Below are 26,557 nucleotides of genomic sequence, written 5' to 3' on the forward strand. Positions count from 1 at the left end.
TGCGTCGTCGAAGGGGGGTCCCGTCCCACCTTACGCAGACCTGGGCGTCGCGCGGCCGGTGATGGACGCGCGACGCGCGGGGATCAGACGCCGAGCAGCTGCTCGATGGGCCCGCGCGCGAAGAACACGAGGAACCCGGCGGAGACCGCCCAGAGCAGCGGCGAGACCTCGCGCACGCGGCCCGAGAAGGAGCGCACGAGCACCCAGGAGAGGAAGCCGACGCCGATGCCGTTCGCGATCGAGTACGTGAGCGGCATGACCAGCACGGTGAGGAACACGGGCAGCGCGACCGAGAAGTCGGTCCACACGATGTCCTTGATCTGCGACGCCATCAGCGTGCCGACGATCACCAGCGCGGCGGCCGCGACCTCGAGCGGCACGACCTGCGTGAGCGGCGTGAAGAACATGGCGAGGAGGAAGAGGACGCCCGTGACCATCGACGCGAGGCCCGTGCGCGCGCCCTCGCCGATGCCGGAGGCCGACTCGATGAAGACCGTGTTCGACGAGCTCGACGTGGCGCCGCCCGCGACCGCGCCGAAGCCCTCGACGACCAGCGCGCCCTTGAGGCGGGGGAAGTCGCCGCGCTCGTCGGAGAGGTCGGCCGCCTTCGCGAGGCCCGTCATGGTGCCCATGGCGTCGAAGAAGTTCGTGAACACCAGCGTGAAGACGAGCATGAGGCTGGAGATGATCCCGATGCGGCCGAACGCGCCGAAGTCGAACGCGCCGACGAGGCCGAGGTCGGGCAGCGCGACGGGGACGCCGGGCAGCACGGGTGCGTTGAGGTTCCAGCCGGTGGCGCCCGAGGTGTTCGACGGGCCGATGTGGAAGACCTGCTCCACGACGATGGCGATGAGCGTGGTCGCGACGATGCCGATGAGCAGCGCGCCCGGCACGCGGCGGGCCATGAGCACGCCCATGATCACGAGGCCGAGGATGAAGACGACCGTCGGCAGCGACGCGATGGACCCGTCGATCCCGAGCGCGAGCGGCGACGCCGGCACGCCCGTGCCGCGCACGAAGCCGGAGTCGACGAAGCCGATGAACGCGATGAAGAGGCCGATGCCGACCGTGATGGCGGTCTTGAGCTCACGCGGGACGGCCCGGAAGATCAGCGTGCGGAGGCCCGTGGTGGCGAGCAGCACGATCACCAGGCCGTTGATGACGACCAGGCCCATCGCCTCGGGCCACGTCACCTCGCCGACCACGCTCACCGCGAGGAACGAGTTGATGCCGAGGCCCGCCGCGAACGCGAACGGGAGGCGCGCGACGAGGCCGAAGAGGATCGTCATGACGCCCGCGGTGAGCGCGGTGGCGGCGCCGACCTGCGAGGCGCGCAGCCAGTTGCCCTCGACGTCGAGCGTGGCCGCGTCCTGGCTGAAGCCGCCGAGGATCAGCGGGTTGAGCACGACGATGTAGGCCATCGTCACGAAGGTGAGGACGCCGCCGCGGATCTCGCGCGCGTACGTGGATCCGCGCTTCGTGATCTCGAAGAACCGGTCGAGCGCGCCGCGCCCTCCGGAGGTCTCGGGGGCGGGGGACGACGTGCGCGCTTCGGTCATGGCTTCTTCCGCGAGGGGTCGGGTCGGACGACGAGGGGAGAGAGGAGCCGACGACCTTGTCGGACGGGGTCGAGCCTAGGGGCGGGCGCGCGACCGGGACCAGCCCGGGGCGCTCCGCCCGTCAGGAGTGCAGGGCCGGGATGATGAGGTACACGCCGTACAGCACGGCGAGGCCGCTGAGGGCGAAGCAGACGTAGCCGCCCACGGTCGCGGCCTGCGGGCGGATGCCGGTGACCGAGACCTTGTCGCCCTCGTCGTCGTACTCGGTGCCGACGGCGAGGAGCCGGACCCCGAGCGAGAAGAGGCTGACCACCGCGACGGCGCCCACGAGGGCGGCCACGGCGACGATGAGGAACGCGCTCCAGTCGATCATGCGGCCTCCCTGGCCTTCCGGGCGGCCTTGGTGGCCTTGCGTCCGCGCACGGCGAAGCCCGCGGCGTCCACCTCGACGATGGCGTTGCGGGCGTGCACGGCGTTGCGGCGCGAGCGCCAGAAGATCCAGACGATGACGGCCACGCCGACGACCGCGTCGATGACGAAGCCGACCGTGCCGGTGCTCGCGACGAACGCCGCGACGGCGCCCACGATGGCGGCGGACGGCAGCGTGAGCAGCCAGCCGAGCGCGATCTTGCCCACGGTGTTCCAGCGCACGGACGCACCGCGGCGGCCGAGGCCCGAGCCGATGACGGAGCCCGACGCGACCTGCGTGGTCGAGAGCGCGAAGCCGAGGTGGCTGGAGGCGAGGATCGTGGCCGCGGTCGAGGCCTCGGCGCTGAAGCCCTGCGCGGGCTTGACCTCGGTGAGGCCGGAGCCCATCGTGCGGATGATGCGCCAGCCGCCCATGTAGGTGCCGAGCGCGATGGCGACGGCGCACACCGCGATGACCCAGAACTCGGGACCGGAGCCCGCCGCCTGGAAGCCGCCCGCGATGAGCGTGAGCGTGATGATGCCCATGGTCTTCTGGGCGTCGTTGGTGCCGTGCGCGAGCGCCACGAGCGACGACGTGAAGATCTGGCCGTAGCGGAAGCCGCCGCGCTCGTTCGGGCCGCTCGAGCGGCGCGTGATCGAGTACGCGAGCTTGGTGGTCGTGTAGGCGATGAGGCCCGCGATGACGGGGGCGAGCAGCGCCGGGAGGATGACCTTCGACAGCACGACGCCGAAGTCCACCGAGCCGACGCCCGCACCCACGACGGCCGCGCCGATGAGGCCGCCGAACAGCGCGTGGCTCGAGCTCGACGGGAGGCCGCGGAGCCAGGTGACGAGGTTCCAGACGATGGCGCCCATCAGGCCCGCGAAGATCATGGTCGGGGTGATCTGCACGCCCCCGTCGCCCTCGCGGATGATGCCGCCCGAGACGGTCTTGGCCACCTCGGTGCTGAGGAACGCGCCCACGAGGTTGAGGACCGCGGCGATCGCGACCGCCACCCGCGGCTTCAGCGCACCCGTCGCGATGGGGGTCGCCATCGCGTTCGCCGTGTCGTGGAAGCCGTTGGTGAAGTCGAAGAACAGCGCCAGGGCGATGACCAGGACGACGATGAGGGTGAGATCCACTACCGGATCCCTCGAGCGGATATCACAGTCGTCGATCCTAACGGCCTGCACACGGGCGCTCGGAACGGGCGACCTCCGGATGGCGGTCGGGTGAACATCCGGCGCCGGGCTCCGCGGGTCAGATGTGCGGCACGAAGTCGCGCCAGGCGACGCGGCGGTCGGCGTGCGGGTCGTGCTCGACGCGGTCGACCATGTCGAAGACGAGGGTGGCGCGGCGGCGCGGGCCGCGGTCGCGGATGCCCCCGGGGCGCACGCGCGGCGGGCGGGGGCCGGATCCGGGGCGGGACGGGCCGTGCTCCCCCGCGGCGCCCGTGCCCGCGGTCCGGTCGTCGTCCTCGTCGAGGTCGCGCAGCGCGTCCTCGTCGTCGCCCACGTACGCGGGCCAGGACTCGTCGACCGTGCCGTCCTGCGCGAAGCGGAGCCAGGCGATGCGCATCCGCTCCCCCGCGGCGACGAACGCGCGCCGGCCGCCGAGCAGGGTCATGCCGCGGCCGAGCAGGGAGTCCATCCGGTCGAACAGGGCGAAGAGCTCGAGCCCGTGCGTGGCGTCGAGGCCCATGAGGCGCACGAGGCGCGGCGCGATGTCGAAGCGGTAGAAGTGCACGGGCGCGTAGCGGGCGTGGCGCTCGGCGACCTTGATCGACGGGAACCAGAAGGCGTAGTCGCCGCCGAAGTCGAGCGCGGCCCGGCGCTTCGGGAGGCCCGGGTAGAGCGCGGCGAGCTCGTCGCGGTGCTCCTCGTCGGTCTTCGCGAACACGGCCTCGATGCGCTCGGGGGTCGTCGCGAGGATGTCGAGCCGGCCCGTGAACAGGGATCCCTCGCGCTCGTTGGTGCCGATGATGAGCGGCACGCGCGCCGCCCGGCCGTGCTTGAACGCGTCGAGCGGGCGCTCGGGGAGCACGTCGCCGTCGATGACGGGGCTGAACGTGATCGTGCCGGGCTCCTGGTCGGGCGTGCGCACCATGAGCTCGTTCGCGGCGGTGGCGAGCGTCGACGAGCTCGCGGTGGTGAGGAGGCGGACGGCCTCGGCGTCGTCCGGCGTGCGGCCCGCACGATCCGCGAGGAGGCCGACGAACTGCTCCGCCCAGCGCGCCGTCTGCTCGGCCGGGTACACGGCGTTCGTGGGCGAGCTCTGCGCGATGGCGCGGGCGAAGAGGCCGTGCGCCGAGGGCACGGCCATCAGGGTCGTGACGGCGTTGCCGCCCGCGGACTCACCGAAGACCGTGACGTTGTCGGGATCCCCGCCGAACGCGCGGATGTTGTCGCGCACCCACTGGAGCGCCTGCACCTGGTCGCGCAGCCCCAGGTTCGACTCGATGGGGCGCTCAGGGCTGGAGTAGCGGCTGAAGTCGAGGTAGCCGAGCGCGCCGAGCCGGTAGTTGAAGCTGACGTAGACGATGCCGCCCTGGCGCACGAGGCCCTCGCCCTGCACGGGGACCTCGCGGGAGGATCCGACGACGTAGGCGCCGCCGTGGATGAAGACCATGACCGGCCGCAGCTGCGACTCGCGGTTGACGCGCGCCGCGTCGGGGCTGAGGCCGGACGGCGCGATGACGTTGATGGTGAGGCAGTCCTCGCCCATGGGCGTGCCCTGCGGGGCGCCCATGAACGCGCCGGCGCTCACCTGGGGCGCGACCTTGCCGAAGTGCTGCGCGAAGCGCGCGCCCTCCCAGCCGATGACGGGCTGCGGGGCCCGGAAGCGGAGGTCGCCGCGGGGCGGGGCGGCGAACGGGATCCCGCGCCACGCTTCGACGCCGCGCTCGCGCACGCCGCGCACGGTGCCGCCCGTGACCCGCACGTCGAGCTCCGAGGGGTCGTACGCCGGCATCGGGAGATCGGCGTCGGGGGTCACCCCCCGAGTCTACGAGCCGGTCTCACGCTCCCGGGACGGCGGTGGCGAGCAGGCGCTCCACCGCCTGCTGCGCCCGCCAGAGGGCGGACTCGGTGCGCAGGCGCTCCGCCTCGTGCAGCACGCCGAGCGCGAAGGAGTCCTCGCCGCGGGCCGCGAGGCGCTTGGCCTCCTCGCGCAGGAGGCGCTGCATGGCGAGGCCGTCGCGGTGCTCGCCGAGCTCGTCGTGCACCTCCTCGGCAGCCGTCGCGAGGCGCATCGTCTTCCGGCCGAGGATCGTGACCGTGCGGCCGCTGACCTCCTCGGCCGCGTAGCGGAGGCGCTTCGCGGCCTTGCGGACCTCGTGCAGGGCCTCGGTGCGCGCGGCCTCGCCCACCGCCTCCTGCGCCACCGCGGCGCGGCGGCCGACGCGCTCGGCGTCGCGGCGGAGGGCGGCGTGGAGGGCGGGACCCGCGGGGGCGCTGGCGTCGTGCGCGAGCGGCGGATCCGCGACCAGCCGGTCGAGGTCGTCGAGCAGCGCGACGTAGCGCGCGGACGAGAGCGCGCGGACCACCCGCTCGCGGGCGCGGTGGTAGCGCTCGTCGAGGACGTCGTGCAGGGCGTCGCCCACGTGGTCGGGCACGGTCTCGGCGTCGTGCTCGACCACCGACCAGACGACGCGGTCGCGGAGGACCTCCATGTCGCGGGCGTCGCCGAGGACCGCGCCGAGCGCCGTCAGCTCGGCGCGGACGGGAGCGGTGGCGGCGGGGTCGATCACGTCCTGGTGGGTGCGGAGCGCGCTGCGCAGGCGGCGGACGGCGACGCGCATCCGGTGCACGGCGTCGTGCTCGTCGGCGCGCACGTGCGGGTCGGCGGCGACGAGGTCGCGGACGCCGCGGGCGAGGATCGCGCGGGCGACGTCGGCGGCGGGGCTCTCCTTCGTGAGCGCGGCGGGATCCGGCAGGGCGGGTCCCGCGGGAGCCTGCCGGCCGAGCGCGTCGGCCCCCAGCGCGCGGGCGAGCTTCGAGGCGCTGTCGGAGGGGCGGGCGCCGGCGTCGAGGACGTGCCGCTCGATCCGGTCGAGGAGCGCCGTGCGCTGCTTCCGCTTCGCGGGCGCGTCGGGCAGCAGCTCGACCTCCCACTCGTGCCAGGCGCGCACGGTGCCGCCGCGCACGTCGGATCCGGTGACGCGGTCGTCCGCGAACTCCGCGACCGCGCGGCCGTCGGCGTCGTGCAGGGTGACGATCGTGCGCACGGTCTCGAGGCGCGCGAGCGGCGTGAGCTCGCGGCCGCGGACGTGCACGGCCACCTGGTCGAGCACGGGGCCGGGGATCGCGCCGTCGCCGTCGTCGCCGTCCGCGAGCGGCCAGCCGAGCTCGGTGCGGCCCTCTCCCCCGTCGGCCGGGAGCTTCACGTGCCAGCCGGCGTCGTGCCCGCCCTCACGGCGGCGGAGGATCATGCGGCGGTCGGCGAGCGCGTGGTCCGCGGTGTCGAGGTAGACGGCCACGAGCGTGACCGGATCCGCGGGCCGCGCCTCCGCGATCCCCTCGATCCCGTCGAAGGCCGGGACGGGCACCCCGTCCCGGACGTCGTACTTGCGCTCGATCTCGACGGACTCCGTGTGCACCATCCCCCCTGTGTAGCGCACGCGGCCGACCGCGGCCAGCCGCCGAGGGCCGCGGGGTCCGCCGCCGCGTCGGGCGTGGGTCAGACTGGCGGGCATGCCCCACCGCCCGACCCGCGCCGCTCCCGACGACGACGGGCCGCAGGCGGAGCTCGACGAGGCGGCGCTCCACCGGCGCCAGCGCATCGGCCGCGAGCTCGGCTGGTACGCCTGCCGCCGCGCGGTCTACGGCTTCATGAAGCACCGCGGCATCGACATGGCCGCGAGCCTCACCTTCTACTCCACGCTCTCGCTCGTCCCGGCCGCGGTCGCCGTGCTCAGCCTCATCGGCCTGGTGGGCGACACGCGCGCGGGCGTCGAGGGTGTCCTCCGCGTGCTCACGGCCGTGCTCGGCGACTCCGCCGTGGACGTGATCCGCGACCCCGTCGAGCAGCTCGCCGACGGCCCGCGCTCGGGCATCGCGTTCACGGTCTCGTTCCTCGGCGCGCTCTGGACGTCGGCCGCCTACGTCACGGCCTTCGGGCGCGCGATGAACCGCGTGCAGGAGACGGAGGAGGGCCGGCCGCTCGTGAAGTACCGGGCGCTGATGCTCCTGGTGACGATCGCGCTGCTCGTCGTGAGCGTCGTGATGGTCGGCATGCTGCTGCTCACCGACGAGGGCGCGCGGGCGCTCGGCCAGCACCTGGGGCTCGGCGACACGACGCTCGTGGTGTGGGCCGTCGTGAAGTGGCCGCTGCTCGTGGCGCTGCTCACGGGGATCATCGGGGTGCTGTACGCGGCGACCCCGAACCTGCGCCGCCGCCGGGTCGACCTGCTCACGTGGGGCAGCCTGGTCGCGATCGTCGCCTGGGGCCTCGGCACCGCGGGGTTCGTCGCCTACGTGACGCACATCGCGACCTACGAGTCGACCTACGGGGTGCTCGGCGCGGTGATCGTGCTGCTGCTGTGGCTCTACATCGGGAACCTGTCGCTCGTGCTGGGCGGCGAGCTCGACGTGGAGATCATCCGCGCCCGGCAGCTGCAGGCGGGGATCCCCGCGGAGCACGCGCTGCGCCTGCCCGTGCGCGACACGACGCGCGCCGACCGGCTCGCCCGGCGCCGCGCCCTCCTCGAGGACGAGGGGCGGCGCCTGCGCGAGGCGCGGAACGGCGGCGCCGCAGACGCCGTCGAGGAGCGCCGGGCGGACGCACCGCCGACGCTCCCCGAGGACGACGCCCGGGAGGTGCGGGTCAGGCGGAGGCGCTGGTCCGCACGACCATCTTCCCGACGTTCTCGCCGCGCATGAGCCCGGTGAAGGCCTCGAACGCGCGGTCGATGCCGTCGATCACGGTCTCGTCGGCGGTGATCCGGCCCTCGGCGAGCCACGGGCCCATCTTCGACGCGAACTCGGGCGCGAGGTCCTGGTGGTTGCCGAGGGTGAAGCCGCGGAGCGTGAGCCCGCGCGTGACGATGCGGCCCGTGTTGCGGATCGCGATCTCCTCGCCGGTGGAGTTGTAGGTCGAGATCGAGCCGCAGTTGGCGACGCGGCCGAAGTCCTTCAGGGCGCCGAGCGCGGCGGAGAGGTGGTCGCCGCCGACGTTGTCGAAGTAGAGGTCGATGCCGTCGGGCGCCGCCTCCGCGAGCTTCGCGTCGAGGTCGCCGCCGTGGTAGTCGAACGCGGCGTCGAAGCCGAGGTGCGACGTGAGGCGCTCGACCTTCTCCGCGGATCCGGCGCTGCCGACGACGCGCGAGGCGCCGAGGAGGCGGGCGATCTGGCCGACCATGGAGCCCACGGCCCCGGCCGCGCCCGAGACGAAGACGACGTCGCCCTCCTGGATGGACGCGATGCGCGTGAGACCGACGTAGGCGGTGAGGCCGGTGAGGCCGAGCACGCCGAGGTGGGCGGAGGACGCCACACCGGGGACCTCGGGGACGGGGCGGAACGCGCCCGCCTGGCCCTGGGCGACGTCGCGCCAGCCGAGCATGTGGCTGACGAGCGTGCCGACGGCGAGGTCGTCGGAGCGGGACTCGACGACGCGGCCGACGGCGGATCCGGTCATGGCCTCGTCGAGCTGGAAGGGCGGGACGTAGGACGGGACGTCGTTCATGCGACCGCGCATGTAGGGGTCGACGGAGATGAACTCGTTCTCGACGCGGACCTCGCCGTCCTGCAGGTCGGGGAGGTCGACCTCGACGCGGCGGACGTCGTCGGGGGTGGGCTCGCCGGTGGGGCGCTTCGCCAGCTGCCACTGGATGCTGCGTGCGGTCATGGGACTCCTTGCGTTCTCGGGGTGCGGGCGGTCGGACGGCCGGCCCGCGGCGCTCGTGGCGCGGCCCCACCCAAGCACCGCCCGCTGGATGCGGCACCCAGCCAGCCGTGGCCTCGTGACGGGGCGGCCGGGCGCGTCGTCGCGCGCCCGGCCGCCCCGCCGTCCCGTCGCCGCTCGACTACGCGGCGGCCGCGGCGCCCCGCGCGGCGACGTGCGCGGCGAGCACGTCCTGCACGCCCGTCCACTCGATCGCGCCGAAGCGCTCGCGGTCGACGTGGAGGAGCTCCGCCTCGCCGCTGTACATGCTCACGAGGTACTGCATCCCCTGCCAGGCCGGGAAGGCCTCCTGCTCGTCGCGGCCGACGCGGCGCATGGCCTTGCTGGCCGTGGCGAGCACGCCCGTGGATCCCGCCCACTGCAGCGAGAACGGCGTGCCGGTGACCTCCGTCATGATGCGGGCGAGGTCGCGCGCCGTGACCCGGTCGCCCGCTACCTCGACGGCGCGGGGCGCGTCGTCGTCGAGCGCCACGAGCGCGGTCACGCGTGCCGTGTCGTCCTTGGTCGTGAAGTCGAGCACCTGGTCGGCGGACGACCAGTAGAGGACGCGGCGGCGGTCGAACAGCACGATGGGCGCCTGGCCGGTGAGCATGTCCGCGAAGGCGCCGATGAACACCGAGGTCGCGCGCACGGGCGCCGCGTCGAGGTCGGCCGCGAACTCGCGCCGGAGCTCGAAGTTGCGGTTGCTGCCCGGGGTGACGCGGCGGTAGTCGGCGGAGTAGTCCGAGGGGATGAAGCGCGGGACGCCGGCCGCGACGGTCGCCGCGAGGAGCGCGCGCTGCGCTCCCACGATCACGGCGCGGGCGCCGCTCACGGCGGAGACGACGACGCGGGCCCCGGTGACGGCGCGGATCAGCGCGGCCCGGTCGGTGTACGCGGCCTCGGCGACCTCGACGCGGGGATCGTCGCCCCACGCCTCCGCGGCGGCGGTGCTGCCGGGGCGGGTCAGGACGCGGACGCGGGCGTCCTGGGCGAGCAGCTCGCGGACGATGCGGCGGCCGATGTCGCCGGTGGCGCCGGCCACGACGACAGGGCCGGATGCGGATGCGGGGGAAGAGGTGGTCACGAGTGTTCTCCGTCTCGGGGGGTGCGGCGCGCCGGTCGGCGCGAACGATGGGGGGCGGCGACGGGCTGCTCGAGGCGCGCGGCGTCGGACTGCTCGGCGGCGGGGCCGGCGGGCTCGCCGGTGCCGAGGGCGACGCGGGCGAGGAGCCGCCGGAGCGCCGTGCGCTCGTCGACGGCGAGGTCGCGCATCAGGGCCTCCTCCACGTCGTGGAGGGCCACACGGGCCGACGCGAGGAGCGCCCGGCCGGCGTCCGTGGCCACGACCTGCCGGATCCGCCGGTCGCTCGGGTGCGGCTGCCGCTCGACGTGCCCGCCCTCGGCGAGCGCGTCGATCACGTAGGTCATCTGCGTCTTGTCGATGCCGAGCCGCTGCGCGAGCGCGAGCTGCGACGACGGCTCCTCCGTGGTGATCGCGACGAGCACCTGGTAGCCGCGCGGACCGCCCGGCACGTCGGCCACGGCGGTCTGCGCGGTGCGCACGAAGCCCTGGTAGACGGCCTGGATGGACCAGCCGAACTGCGTCTCGATGCCGCCGGATCCCCAGTCGATGCCGGATCCGTCCGCGTCGGTGTGGTCGCTGCGGGAAGTCATAGGGAGAACATATCGAGAGAAGACCGTCTTGTGCAAATACGATCTCGAAGTCGTAAGGATCGGAGGGCAGCAGCGCGCGGGCGACGGGGCTGCCGCGTCGAGCCGTGCGCCGGATCAGCCCCCGAACGGCCGGAGCGACACCGACTCGAGCGTGCCGTCGCGGGTCTGGTCGACGACGAGACGGACGGCCCGCGCGACCGAGGCCGGCTCCAGGTAGCGCGTCTCGTCGTACTCGCCGCCCTCCTTGGCGCGCAGCTCGCGCTGCATGTCGGTGGCGACGCGGCCCGGGTGCACGCTCGAGACGCGCACGCCGTGCGGGCGCTCCTCCTCGCGCAGGGCGTCGCCGAGGGCGCGGAGGGCGAACTTGGATCCCGCGTAGACGCCGCCCGTGGGGTTGGCCGTGAAGCCGGATCCGGAGTTGACGAGCACCACCTGCCCCTTCGCCGCCCGGAGCGCGGGAAGGAGCGCGCGCGTGACCTCGGCGACCGCGAAGACGTTGACCTCGAAGACGCGGCGCCACTCCTCGACGGGCGTGGTCGCGACGGCGTCGCCGCCGATCACGCCCGCGGAGTGCACGAGCACGTCGAGGCGGTCGAGGTCGGGCACGAGGTCGGCGAGCCCGCCCGCGGCGAGGTCGGCGGCCCAGCCGACGGCGTCCGGGAGGGAGGCAGCGAGCGCGTCGACGGCGTCGCGGTCGCGGCCGTGCACGATCACGCGGTGCGTGCGGGCGAGGTCCTCGGCGACGGCGCGGCCGATGCCGCGGGTGGCTCCCGTGACGAGGGCGACGGGGCGGGCGGTGTCGGTCATGGATCCTCCTGGGTCGCGGTCCTCCAGGCTACCGACGGCATCCGGCCACCCCGTCGGGCGCCGCCGGGGGCATGACGTAGCGTGAAGGGGTCCGCCGCCGAGCGGCCCGCCGCCCGAGAGGATCCGCCCGTGCACGCCCGCTTCCCCGCCAGCCTCGAGGTGCTGCGCCAGGAGGCCCGCGACGAGCTGGACGCCGTGATCGAGCACCGCTGCCGGAACGGCGACGACCCGTGGGAGGTCATCCCGCAGCTGCCCACCGTCGACGAGCACGTCGTCGCGACCCTCCGGCAGGACGCGCTGGAGGCCGACGGCATGGCCGAGGAGCTCGCCCGCGTGCGCCACCCGTCGACCGCGCCGGGCATCGTCGCGCGCTTCGAGTACCGGCTGCTGCGCGGGATCGCGCTCGAGCACCCTGACCTGTCGCGGGCGGTCTGGACGCTCATCGGCCAGATGGAGCGCGACCTCCGCCGACGCTCCTGAAGAGGTGGTCAGAGCTGCATTCGCTGTCGGCGAACGCCTTGGCACTCGCCTGGGTCGAGTGCTAACCTGATCGCAGTTGAGCCGAGGGGGCTCAACCCCGCAGATCATCAGAGGAGTCGAGCATGAACATGACCTTCGATCCGTTCCGCGAGCTGGACCGCGCCATGGGCGCGCTGGCCGAGACCCGCCAGGCGAACCGCCCGATGCCCATCGACCTGCACCGCGAGGGCGACACCTACGTGCTGGCCGCCGACCTCCCGGGCATCGACCCGGGATCCGTCGACATCGACGTCGACGGCCAGCTCCTGACCATCCGCGCCGAGCGCACGCTCGCCGGCGACCAGAACGTGCGGTGGCTGACGCGGGAGCGCGTCGCCGGCACGTTCCTCCGCCAGCTGACGCTCGGCCAGGGCATCGACACGGAGCGCATCTCGGCGCACTACGCCAACGGCGTGCTGAGCGTCACCATCCCGGTGAGCGAGCGGGCGAAGCCGCGCAAGATCGCGGTCACGTCCGACGAGCCGCAGGGCCAGGAGGGCCGCACGCTGACGGTGGAGCAGGGCGCGCCCGCCGCGAGCTGATCCACGCAGGCGCCCGGGGCGCCGCCACCACGAGGAGCCGTCGTCCGCATCCGCGGGCGGCGGCTCCTCGCATGTGCGGGCCGGGAGCGTCAGCCGATGCGCGGCAGGAGACCCCGGTGGATCGCGAGCGGGTTCCGCAGCGAGCCGTGGACCTGCATGACCGGCGCCTGCAGGTCGACCATCCGCCGGTTGTCGCGCAGCTGCAGCCGGTTGAGGCACGAGCGGTCGAACGACGGCGTGAACAGGTCGAACCAGGAGAAGCGCTCCGCGAGCTCCGGGTGCGCGCGCTCGTGGTCGGCGAGCGCCTCGGCCGCCACGCGCCAGAGGCCGTCGGGGCCGAGGTCGTCGCGGTCCTCCACGAGCGCGGCGGCGAAGCGCAGGAAGCCGTCCATCACGTCGGTGAAGACCGTGAGGGTGCGCTCGCCCTCGGGGATGTCCAGCTGGATCCGCCGCACGTCGACCGGCACCTCGCGCTCCAGGTCGAAGAGGGCGACCTCCTCCGCGATGTCCTTCATGAGCACGCGGACGACGACGTGGTCGCGGAGCACGAGGATCACGTTCTCGCCGTGGGGCATGAACGCGAGGTCGTGCGCGATCAGCGCGTGCGCGAGCGGCACGAGGTAGGCGTCGAGCCAGCGGCGGATCCACGCGGCCGCCCCGATCCCGGACGCGTCGATGAGCTCCCCCAGCACCGTCCTCCCGTGCGCGTCGACGTGCAGGAGGCTCGTCATGCTCATCAGCCGCTCGCCCTCCGCGAGGCCGGGGAACGGCGACTCCCGCCAGAGCGCGGACAGCATCTTCCCGTGCGAGTGGCCGGGCGGCAGGGCCGACTCGACCCGCTCGTCGCGCACGCCGACCGCCGCGACCTCGCGGAGGATCCCGAAGCCGAGCCGGGCGAACTCCGCGTCGCCCGTGACGAGCGCGTGCACCCAGTCGTTGATCGCCGGGGTCACCGCCATGTACGCCGGCGAGAGGCCGCGCGTGAATCCCATGTTGAGGATCGACAGCGACGTCTTCACGTAGCAGCGCTCCGGGGTGGTGCGGTTGGCCCACGTGCGGATGGACTGCTGCGCGCCGTACTCGTCGTCGCCCGTGCCGAGCAGCACGATCTCGCGGCGGGCGACGAGGCCCGCGAAGGTCACGGTGACGACGTTCTCCCACTGCCACGGGTGCACCGGCACGAGGATCCGCTCGGCGGGGTCGATGCCGAGCGCCTCCATCCGCGCGCGGAAGCGGGCGCGGGCGGAGGCGCCGAGCTCGGCGTCGAGGAACGCCTCCCGGTCGAGACCGTCGATCGCCGTGAAGCGCGCGAGGCGCGCATTGACGGCGAGCCAGAGGATCCGCACGTCGGCGCCGGCCTCGGGCGCGTACCGGTCGTGGTCGTCGAGGTCGAAGCCGATGCGGCCGTTGGTCGCGACGAAGCACGGGTGGCCCTCGTCCATCGTCGACTCGACCTCGGCGAAGGACGCCGTGAGGAGCCCGCGCGCGTCGGGCACGTCGCGGAGGCGCGAGAACGCGGCGGCCGAGAGCGTGCTCTGGATCTCGTCGAGGTACACGGGCAGCACCTCGTCGGTGATCCCGAGGCGGTCGCGGAGGTCGAGCACGAGGTCGGTCGCGTCGAGCTCCGCGGGCTCGCCGTCGACCGTGCGGCGGATGCTCGCCTCGTCGACGTCCCAGTGGTCGAGCTCGAGGATGCGCGCGCGGTACGTGTGGACGCTCCGGCCGTCGGCGCTCGCGACGCGGTACTCGGCCGGGTCCCTCGGGTCGTGGGGGCGGCGGGGCTCGCCGGGCAGCAGCTCCGGATCCACGCGCTCGGGCGCGATGAGCAGCTCGTGCGCGAACTCGGCGAGCGCCTTCCGCACGAGGTGGCGGGTCGCGGCGGCCCACACGTCGGGGCGGAGGTGCGCGGCGCGGTGGACCTGCGGGTCGGGCTCGGATGCGGGATCGGCGGGCGCCGTGGGCGCGGTCGCCGCGTCGGTCTCCGCCGGGTGCTCGTGGGTGAGGGTCATGTCGTGTCCGTCCGTGGGTGAGGCGTGCAGGAGGGCGTCGGCGCGCGTGGCGACGCTGAGGAGCGCGTGCTTGGTGCCGAGGTCGACGACGCGGAGCGGCCGGAAGCCGACGAGCTCGTTGAGGCGATGGATCGCCGTGTTGCGGACGTCCGGCTCGACGACGAGGCGCCGCACGGCCGGATCCCGCAGCAGGTGCGCGACGACGTGCCGCATGACCGCGGTCGTGAACCCGGGCAGCGGGTCGCCCGACGGCGGGGCGACGAGCAGGTGCATGCCCAGGTCGCCGGGGAGCGGATCCAGGTGCGCGCCGATCGGGTCGTCCGCCGGGTCGTACTCCTCGACGAGGAACGCGGGGACCCCGTCGTGCAGGCCGATCCAGGCCGCGCGCCGGGGATCCGCCGCGATGGACCGGTACTCGGCCCGCACCTCGTCGAGGGTCGCGTGCTCCATCTGCCAGAAGCGGGCGCGCGGCGCGGTCACCCACGCGTGCACGAGGGCGGCGTCGTCGTCCGGGTCGAGCGGGCGGAGCTCGAGGGCGTAGGCGGGCGCGGGCGCGGGCGCGCTCACGCGAGCACCCCCGATCCCGCGGCCGGCACGTCGTCCGGCAGCCCGAACTCCTGGAACGCGATGCGCTCCTCCACCGCGTAGTCCTCGCGTCCCGTGATGGCCCGCAGGATCCGGGAGTTGCGGTGCGCCGTCATCCCGAGGTCGGGCGCGACGAAGCCGTGCGTGTGCACCTCCGCGTTCTGCACGAAGAGCGTGCCCGCGTCGTCGACCGTGTGCTCGCGGGCCACGTCGAGCCGGCCGCGGGCGTCGCGGTGGACGCGGTCGCCGAGCCCGTCGAGGATCCGCGGGGCCTGTGCGTCGTACCCGCTCGCCATGATCACCGCGCCCGTCGGCCACTCCCGCTCGGCGCCCGTCTCCGCGTGCCGGAGCCCGAGGACCGCGCCGCCGCCGGGCGCCGGCCGCGACGACACGACCTCCGCGTTGGTGAGCAGCCGCGTCGGCACGCCGGATCCCGCGTCGCCGCCCGGCGCGAGCCGCCCCTCGGCCCGCAGCGCGTCGAACGCGAGCCGCTTCCGGTACAGCGTGTGGAAGATGTCGTCGATCAGCTCCGAGTCGATCCCCTTGTAGAGGTTCCGCTGCTCGCGCAGCAGCACCTCGCGCGCGTCGGCGGGCAGGCCGAAGAAGTGGTCGCTGTACTCGGGGCTCGTCATCTCGAGCGTCAGGCGCGTGTACTCGAGCGGGAAGAACCGCGGCGAGCGCGTGATCCAGTCGAGCCGGTAGCCGCGGGAGTCCACGTCCTCGAGGAGGTCGCGGTAGATCTCCGCCGCGCTCTGCCCGCTGCCGACCACCGTGATCGCGTCCCGCTCCTGCAGCGCGTCCTTGGCGCCGAGGTAGCCGGAGCTGTGCACGACGCCCGGCAGGTCGCGCACGGCCGCGGGCAGCCACGGCGGCGTGCCCACGCCGACCACCAGGTTCCGCCCGCGGTGCACGTGCGTGCCGCCCGCGGAGTCGACCGACTCGACGACGTACGCGCCCGCGAACTCGTCGAAGGAGATCGCCCGCACGTCCCGGTCCATCTCGATGCCCCGCGCGCGCTCGGCCGCCCATCGGCAGTAGGCGACGTACTCGCTGCGCAGCACGAAGAAGTCCTCGCGGATGTAGAAGGAGTACAGCCGCCCGGTGTCCTTGAGGTACGCGAGGAACGAGAAGCGGGAGGTCGGATCCGCGAGCGTCACCAGGTCGGCGAGGAACGGCGTCTGCAGGTGCGCGGTCGGCAGCATCATGCCGGGGTGCCAGTCGAAGCGCGGCTTCCGCTCGAGCACGACGACATCGAGGTCGTCGAGCGGATCCGCGAGGCACGCGAGCCCGAGGTTCGCGGGGCCGAGACCCACGGCCACGACGTCGCGGATGCGGTCGGGTGCGGCGGCGCTCATCGGGCGACCTCCGCGGCGGTCGTGCGCGCCGCCTCGTCCAGGCCGGCGTCGAGCGCATCGCCCGCCTCCACCACCATCCGCAGGATCGCCGCGATGTGCGCGTCCGTCGTCGCGGGGTTCAGCAGCGTGAGCTTCAGGTGCGCGCGTCCGTCCACGCGGGTCGCGGCGACCATCGCCCTGCCTGAGTCCTGGATCGCCTTTCGGATGCCGCGGTTCACGGCGTCCGAGCGGACGCCCGCATCAGGACCCGCGGATCCGTCCCGCTCCCCCGCCGGCACGTACCGGAACACGAGCGCGCTGATCTCCGGCCGCACCACCACGTCGAGCGCCGGATCCCGCCGCAGCGCCGACCACGTGCGGTCGGCGAGCGCGATGACGTCGTCGAGCATCCTCCCGACCCCGTCGGCGCCGACCGTCCGCAGCGTGAGCCACAGCTTCAGCGCGTCGAAGCGCCGGGTGGTCTGCAGCGACTTGTCGACCTGGTTCGGGATCTCCTCGTGCGCGCGATCCGCCGGGTTCAGGTAGTCGGCGTGCAGCGTCGCGTGCCGGAGCGTGCGGCCGTCGCGGACGATCAGCGCGCTGGAGCTCACCGGCTGGAAGAAGGTCTTGTGGTAGTCGACGGTCACGGAGTCGGCCCGCTCGATCCCGTCGAGCAGTCGCCGGTGCCGGAGCGACGCGAGGAGGCCGCCGCCGTAGGCCGCGTCGACGTGCAGCCAGATCCCCTCGCGCCGGCACACGTTGCCGATCGCGGGCAGCGGATCGACGCTGCCGAAGTCGGTGGTGCCCGCGGTCGCGACCACGGCGATGGGCAGCAGGCCGGCCGCGTAGCAGCGCGCGAGCTCCCGCTCGAGGGCGTCGACGCGCATGCGCATGGCGTCGTCGGCGGGGACGCGCACGACGGCGTCGGGCGCGAGGCCGAGGATCCGCGCGCTCTTCTCCACGCTGAAGTGCCCGACCTCGCTCACCAGGATCCGCATCCGCTGCCGGTCGGCCATCGACAGCCCGTGCACGGCCGCCGCCTCGTCGCGGGCGAGCAGCAGCGCCTGGAGGTTCGACTGGCTGCCGCCGCTCGTGAAGACGCCGTCCGCCTCGTCGCCGAGGCCGATGCGGCCGGCCGTCCAGTCGATGAGCGCGCGCTCGATGAGGGTCGCGCCCGCGCTCTGGTCCCAGGTGTCCATCGACGTGTTGACGCTCGAGAGGATGAGCTCGCCCGCGATGGCCGGGATGAGGATCGGGCAGTTGAGGTGCGCGACGTACGACGGGTCGTGGAACCACACCGCGTCGCGCAGGTACAGGTCGTCGAGCTCGTCGAGGGCGTCGTCGAGGGCGCCGAGCGGGCGGTCGAGGTCGAGGCCCGCGAAGGATCCGCGGAGGCGCTCGGGCGTGATCCCCGTGAAGGGTCCGTCGGCGCGGCCGGCGGCGGCGCGCACCCGGGAGGCGGCGGAGCGGAGGGCGGCGTCCCAGCCGGGGAGGGAGCGGTCGGAGAACAGCTCGGCGGCGGGATCGGCGACGGTCGCAAGCGGATCGGCGCGGGGGTCGTCGAGCGTCGGATCGGACGGGCGGGAGGCGTGCGGGGAGAGGGTCATGGGTCCTTCGTCGGTTCGATGGGGAGCCGTGTCCGGGTCACGAGCACCGTGCTCACTTAGGCAAGGCTCACCTAATATGAAGGGCCTCGGACGGGAACGCAACCCGGCCGACGACGACTCGCGGGGCCCCTCCGCGAGGCGGTCTCGCGACCCCGTTTCGGGGGCGCCGACGCCCAGGTCGCGCCGCCGGGGCGCTCGTAGGGTGGGGAGCATGAGCGACCGAGACGACCAGGCAGACGGCATCCGCACCGGGCGCGGCCCCGGCGATCCCGACGGGCTCGTGACCGTGGACGACGTGGTCGCCGACGAGGCGGATGCACTCGCCGGCGTCGGCGACGCGGTCCGCGAGCCCGAGGGCACGACGTACGGCCACGCGGAGGAGGACACCCTCGAGGTGGAGGATGCGGATCCCGCGAGCGCCGAGTACCCCGAGGTCCCCGACAACCGCGCCGTCACGGCCGCCGACTCGCACATGAGCGCGCCGGCCGACGACGCCGCCGGGCACGTCGACCCCGAGGGCCGCTGACATGACGGATCCCGCTGCCGCCGACGCCCCGCGCCACCCGCTCGCCGAGCCCGCGCCCATCGACGCCGACTCGGTGGCGGAGCAGGCCGAGGCCGCGGAGGAGGACGCTCGCGAGGCCGCGCCCGACCCGTTCGGCGAGGGTCCCGACGACCAGTGATCCGACTAGCCGCGTGCCGCCGTGACGGGCAAGGGACGCCGCACATGCGCGTTGCCTGAACGCCGCCACACGCTGCTGGAGGCCGAGCGTAGCGTCGAAGGCATGGACACCGACGACCCGCGCCTCCAGCCCGCGGACACCTCAGACACCAATCAGGACAAGGACTTCATCTCGCCCAGCGAGGACGACACGCAGGTCAAGCAGGAGCAGCAGATCGTGGAGAGCGAGGGCGTCTCCGACGACGTCCCCGCCGCCGCGGACGACGTGCAGGTGCTCCCTGGATCCGGCGGACCCGACGACGTCGGCGAGATCGACGTCGATCCCGACGAGCTCAACCTCAGCGGCGACTCGATCCCCGGCCACCCCAAGCCCGAGGCGGGTGAGTGACGGTGACCGACGCCACCTCCACCACCCCCGATGACGACTCCACCGGAGACGACACCGCCCTCGACGCGGTCGGCATGGACAAGGAGACGGTCGTGAACGACGCCGTCGCCGGCGAGACCGTCCTCCCCGACACCGACGAGCCCGTCGAGCAGATCGACGAGGACGATGCCGTCGCGGCGGCCGACGCCGAGCCCGAGGCCGACGCCCTGGGCGTCGACGGCGAGGCCGAGCCGGTGCTCGCCGAGAACGATCTCGCCGGCCAGGACATCGACCTGGACGACACCCCGCCGAGCTGATCCGCACCCCTTCCTTCCCGCACGCACATCCAGCACGAGGAGAGCACATGAGCACCGACCAGTACACGTTCCAGGACCCGACCAAGATGTACGCCGACATCGACCCGACCGCGCAGCAGCAGGACGGGCCCGGCCTCGACGCGGACCTGAACGAGACCGCGGACCGCGGCGAGAGGACCTACCGCGGATCCAGCCGCCTCGAGGGACGCAAGGCCCTCATCACCGGCGCGGACTCCGGCATCGGCGCCGCCGTCGCGATCGCCTACGCCCGCGAGGGCGCGGACGTCGCGCTCTCCTACCTCCCCGAGGAGGAGGAGGACGCGAAGAAGGTCGTCGCGCTCATCGAGGAGGCGGGACGGAAGGCCGTCGCGATCCCCGGCGACATCTCGACCGCCGAGTTCAGCCGCGAGCTCGTCGCGAAGGCGGTCGAGGGCCTCGGCGGCCTCGACATCCTCGTGAACAACGCCGGCAAGCAGCAGAACGTCGACGCGCTCGAGGACATCTCGGACGAGGAGTTCGACCTCACCTTCAAGACCAACGTCTACGCGATGTTCTGGATCACGAAGGCCGCGCTGCCGCACCTCAAGCCCGGCTCGACGATCATCAACACGTCGTCGATCCAGGCGTACCAGCCGTCGCCGAACCTCATCCACTACGCGACCACGAAGGCGTCGATCAACACGTTCTCGAAGGGCCTCGCGCAGCAGCTGGCGCCCAAGGGGATCCGCGTGAACGTCGTCGCGCCCGGCCCGATCTGGACCCCGCTGCAGACCGCCGGCGGCCAGCCCGCGGAGGCGCTGCCGGAGTTCGGCGAGCAGACCCCGCTCGGCCGCGCCGGCCAGCCCGCCGAGCTCGCGCCCGCCTACGTGTACCTCGCCTCGAACGAGTCGAGCTACGTGATCGGCGAGACGCTGCACGTCAACGGCGGCATGCCGACGCCGTAGCGGGACGCGCCCCGGCGTGAGCCGGAGGCATGATGCGAGGGCCGGAGGGGATCACACCTCCGGCCCTCCGTGGTTCGCGGCGCCGGAGGCGATGCGGTGTGTGACCCCACGGTGCCGGGCGGCGAGCACGCCGGTCCGCGCCACCACCTCCGCGAGGGCCATCGTGATGAGCCCGGTGGACCACGTCGAAGCCGCGTGAAGGTCGAGGCGGACGCTCGCGTCCGCGATGATCCGCTCGCCACCGTGAAGGGCGAGCAGCCCGAAGGCGAGGCGCCCGCCCATCCCCGCGACCCATGCGGCGGCCGCGAGCCACGAGGCCCGCGCCACGACCACTCCGGCCCGGGCCTCGACGCGGGTGAGGCACCCGCATGCCAGCCCGAGTCCGGCACCCACCGCGCCGAGGCCCGCGACCAGCGCGCGGTCGGAGACGTACGGCGGCACGGCGCCGAGGTACTCGACACCCGCCCAGGCCACGAGCAGCACCGGCCAGAGCAGGCTGAGGAGCGCCAGGCGCTTCCCACGGATTTGACGGATCACGAGCAGCATCAGGGCGATCGAGACGAGCGCGTCCGTGACGTCCATCTTGGATGCTCCCTCCCGTGCGGGCTCCGCCTGCGGCTGCGAGCAGATCGATTGCATCTGTTCCAGATGCATCTGCCGCAGATGATATTATGCGGACGACGACCGACGCAAGGGCGGGCGTCGATGACGAGGGAGGTGGCGCATGTCCGCTCGGAGACCGGCGATCGGCGTCGTCGCGCTGAGCCGGCTCGCGCGGATCCTGCGCGAGGTCGCCCTCGACGCCAGCCAGGGCGGCCGCGCCCTCCCGATAACGGGCGGCGAGCTGACGCTGATCGAGGCCGTCGCCCGGCAGCCCGGCAGCACCATCCGCGAGCTGTGCCAGGCGACCGGGCTCACGCAGAGCTGGGTCTCGACGCTCGCGCGGCAGCTCTCCGACAAGGGCGTGGTGCGGCTCGAGGCGGATCCGGCCGACCGGCGGCGCACCCGCGTGCGGCTCGATCCCGAGACCGCCCGGCGCGCCCTCCACGAGGAGGGGCGCCGGCCGGTCGGCGACGCCCTGACGCGCGCGCTACCCCATCTCGACGCGAGCGACGCGGCGGAGCTCGAGCGGCTCCTCGCGCGGGTGCACGCCCTGGTGGCGCCCGGATGCGAGCGGGACGCCGGGAGCGCACCGGAATAGGGTCGGGAGATGACCGGCACCCCGGCCCGCATCGGCGGGAACGTCCTCGCGGGGCTCGTCGCCGCCGTCCGCCTCGTCCGGCAGCCGCGGCCGCTGCATCCGCACGGCGTCGCGCTCACGGGGACGCTGACGCCCGTCGCGGGGCGCGCCGCGTCCGGGCTCGCGTGGCTCGACGGGCTCGACGCGCCGCTCGCCATGGACGCCCGCTTCTCGCGCGGCGGCGGACTCCCGCCGGCGCTCCCCGACGTGCTCGGGCTCGCGCTGCGGATCCCGGGCGAGAGCGGCACGACGGTCGACGTGCTGCTCGCGTCCACCGGCCTCTCGCCTGTGGGCCGCTTCCTGCTCGGGCCGCGGCGCGCGTTCTCCGGAGCGCGGCTGACGACGCTCATGCCCTACCGCGGAACCGCGGGGCCCGTGCTCGTCGGCGTGCTGGTGGACGTGGATCCGCCGCTGCCGGCCGGCGCCGCCGACCTCGGACGCGCGCTCGCGACGCGGGCCGCCCGGATGCGGCTCGTGCACGCGACGCCGGGCGGGCGGTGGCACGTGGCGGCGCGGATCGAGCTGACGCACGACGCCGCGGGCCCGCTCGACACGGCGACGCGCGCGGATCCCGTGCTCGCCGCCCCGCCCGGGGACACGACGTATCCCTGGACGCGCCGGCTCCGGGCGCCGGGCTACCGGGCGGCCCGGCGCGGCCGCCCCGTCGCGTCCCGGCACGCCGCCCAGGATCCGGACGCCTGACCGGGAGGGGACGGCCGGAGCGAGCATGCCGACTGGTTCGGACGCAGGACTCGGAGACGACGGGACGGGCCGGAGGTGTCCCGGCCCGGGCGTGCTGCGCGACCGTCAGCCGCAGTGCGACTGGAAGAGATCGGGGAACACGACGGTGTATCCGCCGGTGATGTTGCAGGTGCGCCAGTTCGCCGGACCCTGTCCGCCCCGGAGGACGTAGGAGACGATCTGCACGCAGGCCTTCCCCGAGTGGTTCGCCGTGCAGATCTGCGCCGCGAGCTTGTAGGAGTCGGTCTGCCCGAAGGAGAGTCGCGCGAGGTCGTACGGCGTGACGAAGAAGGAGCGGTTGACGAGTCCCGCCTGGCTCGCCGCGATCGAGCCGGCGTCCGCGGTGGAGGACGAGGTCGGCGCGGCGGGGGCCGCGGACGCCGATCCGGTCGGGGTGGACACCGAGACGCCGAGACCGACGACCGCCGCAAGGACGGCCGTCGCGAGGAGGCGCCGGGCGGTGGCTCGCGGGGTGGGTGCGAGGCGAGAGGACATGGGGACTCCTTGTGGTCCGCGGCGACCGTCGCCGGGGAGCGATCGAACCGTAGCGACGCGCTGGCCCCCACCGGACCGCCTGTGGACGAGTGCCGTCGTATCTGTAGCACCGGAGCGGGGATGGACGTCGGGAAAGGGCCCCGTCCGCGTCGCCGCGCGCGGAACGGGCCCGGAGGAGATCCTCCGGCCCGTTCCCTCCGTCATCCCAGGCAGCGTGAGCGCCGGATCCAGCGAATGGTGGCACCCGCGCCGCGGACCCGTCGGTCGTCGTGGTCCGGCACCGGCCGGATGCGCCTCGGTCAGCCGCCGCAGCGCGACTGGTACGTGTTGGGGTACGCCACGATGAAGCCCTCACCGCGAGCGCATGTGCGCGGGTCCGTCACCCCCGGGTAGCCCTGGAGCACGTAGGTGACCAGCTTCGCGCAGGCGATGCCCGAGTGGAACTGGGTGCAGATCAGCCCCGCGAGAGCCTGGGGGCTGAGAGTCCCCGCCGCGAGCCTCGCAACCGTTCGAGAACTGATGTGGAACTCGCGATTGACGATCCCCGCCTGACTCGCGGCGATCGGGTCCGCCTGCGCTGCGGAATGAGAGGTCGGTGCGGCGGGGGCCGCGGATGCGGCGCCGGCCGGAGCGGACATCGAGACACCGAAAGCGAGGACCGCCGCCAGGGCGGCCGTCGCGAGCAGGCGGCGGGCGCTGGACGGCGGGGTGGTCGTGAGGCGAGAGGACATGGGACTCCTTGTGGTCCGCGGCGACGATCGCCGCGGAGCAGTCGAACCGTAGCGACGCGCCGCCTCCCCCGTGCTGCCTGTGCACGTGCGAGCGAGCGCGCGCCACGGATGACGGGTGCGTGCCCCGCGCACCCGCCGGGAGCGCCCTCGACTCCGCCCCGTTCGGCATGCGGCACCCGAGGCGGAGGCACCGCTCCGCTCAGGAGTGGCCGGAGCGGCCGGAGGGGCCGGAGCGGCTCCGTGCAGGGGCTCGGCGCGCGTGCATCAGCGGCCGCAGTGCGATCTCCAGATGGAGGGGACGACCACGGTGTAGCCGCTGAAGCCCCCACAGGTGAACACGGTCACCCGACCGAGGAGGCGCAGGCCGTCCTCCAGGAGCGGCACGCACGTCCTCCCCGAGCCATGTGCCGTGCAGGTCTTCACCGCGAGTCCCGCGAGGGAGATCTGGTGGCTTGCCAGCAGGGAGAGGTCGGGCGAACCGACGAAGTAGGTGCGGGAGGAGATGTGCAGCCATTCGCTCGCCGCGATCGGATCGGCTACCGGGGATGAGGATGAGGAGGCCGCGACGGGCGCCGCGGTCGCCGAACCGGCCGGCGTGGCGACCGAGACGCCGAGAGCGATGACCGCCGCGAGGGCGGCCGTCGCCAGCAGGCGCCGTGGAGAGAGACGCGCGGCGGCGCCGAGGGAAGAGGACATGAGGACTCCTGGTGGTCCGCGGCGACCATCGCCGGGGAGCAGTCGAACCGTATTGACGCGCCGCGATCCGTGCCGGGCCTCCACAGGAGCGGACATGAACGCCAGACGGACGACGGGGGTGGGCCTCTCGCACCCATCGCGTCAGCAGGTCCGCTGGCCGGGCCTCGTCGTCAGCCGCTGCAGCGCGACGCGAACGTGTCGGGGTGCACCACGGTGAAGCCCGCACCGCAGACGCACGAGCGCAAGTCCTCCAGCCCCTGGCCGCCTCGGAGCACGGAGGAGACCGACTGCGCGCAGCCCTCGCCCGAGTGATGCCGGGTGCAGATCAGACCTGCGAGCGCGCGGGGGCCGAGCGTCCCCGCGATGAGCTGCACGACCGCTCGCGGACCCACGTGGGATCCGCGGAAGCGGAGGGCCGGCCGCCGCAGGCGTCGGGTCGTGGATGGCGGGGTGATGCCGAGGCGAGAGGACGTGGGACTCCTTGTGGTCCGCAGCGACCATCATCGCGGAGCAGTCGAACCGCGACGACACGCCGCGCCATCGCATGCCGCTCGCGCACGAGTGGGCGCGGCACGGGACCGTCGACGACCGCAGCGGCGTCGGCCGGACGGCGCATCGTCCGTGCGCGCACCGACGCGTCCCGGGCGGGGATCCCCGCCCGGGACGCGTCCTGCAGCGCGACGCTCAGCCGCGATCCGTCCTCAGCACCATGTCCTCCAGAGGTACGGGACGTCGATGTGCACGCCGTGCCTGGCGCACGACGTGTTCTTCAGGAGCTCGACGGCCCCCGCGATGAAGCCGGCGATCGGGATGCACAGGGCCCCGGCCAGGCCGAAGAAGGTGCAGACCGTCGAGGAGATGACGCCGATGGTGGCGGCGACGAGGACCTTGAACCACGTGCCGTTGATGTAGAACCAGTGGTTGCTCCACCAGTACTTGCTCTCGGCGATGCTCGGGGCCCCCGTGGTGCCGGATGTGGGAGCGGAGGCGCCCGGGTCGAGGCTCGCGGACCCCTTGCCGGAGGCGGGGGTCCCGCTGGACGGCCGTGCGAGCGATCCCGCGCCGCCCTCGCCACGCTGCATGTGGGCGGCGATCCGGGCGCCCTCAGCCGCCTCCGCCGCGGTCGGGGCCGTCAGGGCGAGATGGTGACCGGCGATGTCGAGCCCCGTCGCCATCGCGGGCGCGAGATCGGCCTCGGTCAGCTTCCCGGAGCGGACCTGATCGATGAGCGTGCCGTCCTTCCACGCCTGGGCGAGCCGGGCCGAGATGGCGGCGGATGCCGCCGAGGCCGCGGCCGCGGGGCGCGTGTCCGCGCGTGCGGCGTCCTGAGGGGAGGAGACGGCTATGCCGAGCGCCGCGACGGCGACGAGGACCAGAGCGGACATCGCCCGGCGGGGTGCGTGGGTTCGGGCTGCGCTGTGATGGATGGACATTTCGAGTACCGCCTCCTGAATGTGAGGCGAATGTCGCCTCGGGATAAGGATCGCGGTTCGCCGAGCTATTCCCGAGGCTTCCTCGGAATACATCAGGGGAACAGCGGGAGCGCGAATGCGTCCATTCGGGGTCGATATTCGGGGAGATCGGTCAGCTCGATTCCCGATATCACCGGGAAGGCGCGCGGAAAGGGCCGCGGGAATTCCCACGGCCCTTCTGTGATGCGCTTCGAGAATGAGATCCCGCCGCCTACTGCTTGTCGTTGTTGCAGTGCGACTTGCCGATGTAGGGCAGGTCCACCCACGCCCCGCGCCGTCCGCACAGCGACTGGTGAAGGAGGCCCATGCCCGCCCAGGCCAAGATCACGGCGAGGCTGCAGAACGCGAGCGTCGGGAGGCTCCGGGCGATGGCGCTGCAGAAGCTCGACCAGACCGCACCCAGGGAGGCACCGGCCATCCACTGGATCCACGTGCCGTTGACGTAGAACCAGTGGTCGCGCTTGGCGAACTCGATGACGTCGTGGACGTGGCTCCAGATGCTCTTGCTCTCCGCGATGCCGGACCCGGACTGGCGCGAAGTGCCCGGGATCGTACGGACGGCCGGAGCCGAGAGGGAGGGAGCGACGCGGGCATCCGCCCCTTCCGTCAGGATCGGAGGCGCCGTGCGAGCCTCGGCCCGGTCCGCGTCGGTGATGTCGCCCCATGCTGGAACGTGCTGCCCCTGGTACTCGAAGCCGACGTGGGAGACCGACTCCACGTCCGCCGGCGAGAGCTTCCCGACGCGCAGGTCCTCGGCCAGCGTGCCGTGCGCCGCGGATGCCTCGAATCGGGACAGCGGGGTGTTCATCTCGGCGAACGCCGCGCTCTCGGGGACGGCGACGGATATCCCGATCGCGGCGATGGCGGTCAACGCGAATGCGGTGACGAGGATCCTCGGCGAGAGGAGCCGGGTGATGCGGCGACGGCTGGACATCGGAATTGCCT

General features: G+C 73.6%; 29 protein-coding genes. 10 read left to right on the forward strand and 19 right to left on the reverse strand.

What is annotated here, in order from left to right; translation table 11 throughout:
- Window positions 1-83 precede the first annotated feature (83 nt).
- From ACMT9T_RS13310 to ACMT9T_RS13330, 5 genes are all read right to left on the reverse strand, one after another.
- Window positions 84-1,559 (reverse strand): NCS2 family permease, encoded by a 1,476-nt coding sequence (locus ACMT9T_RS13310; protein ID WP_414746000.1) that lies wholly within the window; start codon window positions 1,557-1,559, stop codon window positions 84-86.
- Between the two features lie 121 nt (window positions 1,560-1,680).
- The gene (locus tag ACMT9T_RS13315; RefSeq protein WP_414746001.1) at window positions 1,681-1,932 is read right to left on the reverse strand and encodes a hypothetical protein; all 252 of its coding nucleotides are present in this window, start codon (window positions 1,930-1,932) and stop codon (window positions 1,681-1,683) included.
- Window positions 1,929-3,110 carry an inorganic phosphate transporter gene (locus ACMT9T_RS13320; protein WP_414746002.1) on the reverse strand — a complete coding sequence of 394 codons (1,182 nt, stop codon included), beginning with the start codon at window positions 3,108-3,110 and terminating at the stop codon, window positions 1,929-1,931. The genes ACMT9T_RS13315 and ACMT9T_RS13320 overlap by 4 nt, the downstream gene beginning before the upstream one ends.
- A 118-nt stretch (window positions 3,111-3,228) precedes the next feature.
- Window positions 3,229-4,962, reverse strand: coding sequence for a carboxylesterase/lipase family protein (locus tag ACMT9T_RS13325; protein WP_414746003.1), 1,734 nt, complete (start codon window positions 4,960-4,962; stop codon window positions 3,229-3,231).
- A gap of 22 nt (window positions 4,963-4,984) precedes the next feature.
- Window positions 4,985-6,568 carry a CYTH and CHAD domain-containing protein gene (locus ACMT9T_RS13330; RefSeq protein WP_414746004.1) on the reverse strand — a complete coding sequence of 528 codons (1,584 nt, stop codon included), beginning with the start codon at window positions 6,566-6,568 and terminating at the stop codon, window positions 4,985-4,987.
- 91 nt (window positions 6,569-6,659) lie between these two features.
- Between ACMT9T_RS13330 and ACMT9T_RS13335 the strand changes: the two genes are divergently transcribed.
- Complete coding sequence (locus ACMT9T_RS13335) at window positions 6,660-7,847, forward strand: YihY/virulence factor BrkB family protein (RefSeq protein ID WP_414746005.1); 1,188 nt, start codon at window positions 6,660-6,662, stop codon at window positions 7,845-7,847.
- Here ACMT9T_RS13335 and ACMT9T_RS13340 read toward each other — a convergent pair.
- The 4 genes from ACMT9T_RS13340 to ACMT9T_RS13355 all read right to left on the reverse strand — a co-directional run bounded on the left by ACMT9T_RS13340 (window position 7,792) and on the right by ACMT9T_RS13355 (window position 11,331).
- On the reverse strand, window positions 7,792-8,811 hold the full coding sequence (locus ACMT9T_RS13340) for an NADP-dependent oxidoreductase (RefSeq protein ID WP_414746006.1): 1,020 nt from the start codon (window positions 8,809-8,811) through the stop codon (window positions 7,792-7,794). The two genes, ACMT9T_RS13335 and ACMT9T_RS13340, sit on opposite strands and share 56 nt — an antisense overlap.
- Window positions 8,812-8,989: 178 nt before the next feature.
- Window positions 8,990-9,934 (reverse strand): NmrA family NAD(P)-binding protein, encoded by a 945-nt coding sequence (locus ACMT9T_RS13345; protein ID WP_414746007.1) that lies wholly within the window; start codon window positions 9,932-9,934, stop codon window positions 8,990-8,992.
- Window positions 9,931-10,524 carry a MarR family winged helix-turn-helix transcriptional regulator gene (locus ACMT9T_RS13350; RefSeq protein ID WP_414746008.1) on the reverse strand — a complete coding sequence of 198 codons (594 nt, stop codon included), beginning with the start codon at window positions 10,522-10,524 and terminating at the stop codon, window positions 9,931-9,933. Before ACMT9T_RS13350 ends, ACMT9T_RS13345 begins: the two co-directional genes overlap by 4 nt.
- A 114-nt stretch (window positions 10,525-10,638) precedes the next feature.
- Window positions 10,639-11,331: an SDR family oxidoreductase gene (locus tag ACMT9T_RS13355; RefSeq protein ID WP_414746009.1), complete on the reverse strand. Its 693-nt coding sequence runs from the start codon at window positions 11,329-11,331 to the stop codon at window positions 10,639-10,641.
- A 129-nt stretch (window positions 11,332-11,460) separates the two neighbouring features.
- Here ACMT9T_RS13355 and ACMT9T_RS13360 point away from each other — a divergent pair, with 129 nt between their 5' ends.
- Both ACMT9T_RS13360 and ACMT9T_RS13365 read left to right on the forward strand, forming a co-directional pair.
- Window positions 11,461-11,811 (forward strand): hypothetical protein, encoded by a 351-nt coding sequence (locus tag ACMT9T_RS13360; protein ID WP_414746010.1) that lies wholly within the window; start codon window positions 11,461-11,463, stop codon window positions 11,809-11,811.
- A gap of 122 nt (window positions 11,812-11,933) precedes the next feature.
- Complete coding sequence (locus tag ACMT9T_RS13365; RefSeq protein WP_116056117.1) at window positions 11,934-12,392, forward strand: Hsp20/alpha crystallin family protein; 459 nt, start codon at window positions 11,934-11,936, stop codon at window positions 12,390-12,392.
- Window positions 12,393-12,481: 89 nt separating this feature from the next.
- Here the strand turns inward: ACMT9T_RS13365 and ACMT9T_RS13370 are convergent, their stop codons facing one another.
- The 3 genes from ACMT9T_RS13370 to ACMT9T_RS13380 are packed head-to-tail and all read right to left on the reverse strand — an operon-like array spanning window position 12,482 to window position 17,927.
- Window positions 12,482-14,968, reverse strand: a complete 2,487-nt coding sequence (locus ACMT9T_RS13370; protein ID WP_414746011.1) for a GNAT family N-acetyltransferase — start codon at window positions 14,966-14,968, stop codon at window positions 12,482-12,484.
- Entirely contained in the window at window positions 14,965-16,341 is a 1,377-nt protein-coding gene (locus ACMT9T_RS13375) for a lysine N(6)-hydroxylase/L-ornithine N(5)-oxygenase family protein (protein ID WP_414746012.1), read from the reverse strand. Before ACMT9T_RS13375 ends, ACMT9T_RS13370 begins: the two co-directional genes overlap by 4 nt.
- Entirely contained in the window at window positions 16,338-17,927 is a 1,590-nt protein-coding gene (locus tag ACMT9T_RS13380) for a pyridoxal phosphate-dependent decarboxylase family protein (protein WP_414746013.1), read from the reverse strand. The genes ACMT9T_RS13375 and ACMT9T_RS13380 overlap by 4 nt, the downstream gene beginning before the upstream one ends.
- A 211-nt stretch (window positions 17,928-18,138) precedes the next feature.
- On the opposite strand from ACMT9T_RS13380, the gene ACMT9T_RS13385 reads away from it, so the two are divergent.
- The 5 genes from ACMT9T_RS13385 (at window position 18,139) to ACMT9T_RS13405 (ending at window position 20,237) form a co-directional block, all read left to right on the forward strand.
- Entirely contained in the window at window positions 18,139-18,453 is a 315-nt protein-coding gene (locus tag ACMT9T_RS13385) for a hypothetical protein (protein WP_414746014.1), read from the forward strand.
- Window position 18,454: 1 nt separating this feature from the next.
- Window positions 18,455-18,610, forward strand: a complete 156-nt coding sequence (locus ACMT9T_RS13390; protein WP_414746015.1) for a hypothetical protein — start codon at window positions 18,455-18,457, stop codon at window positions 18,608-18,610.
- Between the two features lie 102 nt (window positions 18,611-18,712).
- On the forward strand, window positions 18,713-18,997 hold the full coding sequence (locus ACMT9T_RS13395; RefSeq protein WP_063070610.1) for a hypothetical protein: 285 nt from the start codon (window positions 18,713-18,715) through the stop codon (window positions 18,995-18,997).
- Window positions 18,994-19,293, forward strand: a complete 300-nt coding sequence (locus tag ACMT9T_RS13400) for a hypothetical protein (protein ID WP_414746016.1) — start codon at window positions 18,994-18,996, stop codon at window positions 19,291-19,293. Before ACMT9T_RS13395 ends, ACMT9T_RS13400 begins: the two co-directional genes overlap by 4 nt.
- A 47-nt stretch (window positions 19,294-19,340) precedes the next feature.
- A complete protein-coding gene (locus ACMT9T_RS13405) occupies window positions 19,341-20,237 on the forward strand; it encodes a glucose 1-dehydrogenase (protein ID WP_414746017.1) in 897 nt (298 codons plus the stop codon).
- A 51-nt stretch (window positions 20,238-20,288) separates the two neighbouring features.
- Here ACMT9T_RS13405 and ACMT9T_RS13410 read toward each other — a convergent pair whose 3' ends face one another.
- On the reverse strand, window positions 20,289-20,891 hold the full coding sequence (locus ACMT9T_RS13410) for a DUF1453 domain-containing protein (protein ID WP_414746018.1): 603 nt from the start codon (window positions 20,889-20,891) through the stop codon (window positions 20,289-20,291).
- Between the two features lie 70 nt (window positions 20,892-20,961).
- Here ACMT9T_RS13410 and ACMT9T_RS13415 point away from each other — a divergent pair, with 70 nt between their 5' ends.
- Entirely contained in the window at window positions 20,962-21,438 is a 477-nt protein-coding gene (locus ACMT9T_RS13415) for a MarR family winged helix-turn-helix transcriptional regulator (protein ID WP_414746019.1), read from the forward strand.
- 9 nt (window positions 21,439-21,447) lie between these two features.
- Window positions 21,448-22,179: a hypothetical protein gene (locus tag ACMT9T_RS13420; protein WP_414746020.1), complete on the forward strand. Its 732-nt coding sequence runs from the start codon at window positions 21,448-21,450 to the stop codon at window positions 22,177-22,179.
- A gap of 105 nt (window positions 22,180-22,284) precedes the next feature.
- Here the strand turns inward: ACMT9T_RS13420 and ACMT9T_RS13425 are convergent, their stop codons facing one another.
- The 6 genes from ACMT9T_RS13425 to ACMT9T_RS13450 all read right to left on the reverse strand — a co-directional run bounded on the left by ACMT9T_RS13425 (window position 22,285) and on the right by ACMT9T_RS13450 (window position 26,546).
- Window positions 22,285-22,713 (reverse strand): hypothetical protein, encoded by a 429-nt coding sequence (locus ACMT9T_RS13425; protein WP_414746021.1) that lies wholly within the window; start codon window positions 22,711-22,713, stop codon window positions 22,285-22,287.
- Window positions 22,714-23,012: 299 nt separating this feature from the next.
- Window positions 23,013-23,444, reverse strand: coding sequence for a hypothetical protein (locus ACMT9T_RS13430; protein ID WP_414746022.1), 432 nt, complete (start codon window positions 23,442-23,444; stop codon window positions 23,013-23,015).
- A 264-nt stretch (window positions 23,445-23,708) separates the two neighbouring features.
- Complete coding sequence (locus ACMT9T_RS13435) at window positions 23,709-24,140, reverse strand: hypothetical protein (RefSeq protein ID WP_414746023.1); 432 nt, start codon at window positions 24,138-24,140, stop codon at window positions 23,709-23,711.
- Window positions 24,141-24,310: 170 nt separating this feature from the next.
- Window positions 24,311-24,532 (reverse strand): hypothetical protein, encoded by a 222-nt coding sequence (locus tag ACMT9T_RS13440; protein ID WP_414746024.1) that lies wholly within the window; start codon window positions 24,530-24,532, stop codon window positions 24,311-24,313.
- Window positions 24,533-24,841: 309 nt separating this feature from the next.
- Complete coding sequence (locus ACMT9T_RS13445; protein WP_414746025.1) at window positions 24,842-25,525, reverse strand: hypothetical protein; 684 nt, start codon at window positions 25,523-25,525, stop codon at window positions 24,842-24,844.
- Between the two features lie 298 nt (window positions 25,526-25,823).
- The gene (locus ACMT9T_RS13450; protein WP_414746026.1) at window positions 25,824-26,546 is read right to left on the reverse strand and encodes a hypothetical protein; all 723 of its coding nucleotides are present in this window, start codon (window positions 26,544-26,546) and stop codon (window positions 25,824-25,826) included.
- Between the last annotated feature and the right edge of the window lie 11 nt (window positions 26,547-26,557).

Source organism: Clavibacter vidaverae (assembly GCF_047529985.1).
Taxonomy (GTDB): Bacteria; Actinomycetota; Actinomycetes; order Actinomycetales; family Microbacteriaceae; genus Clavibacter; species Clavibacter nebraskensis_A.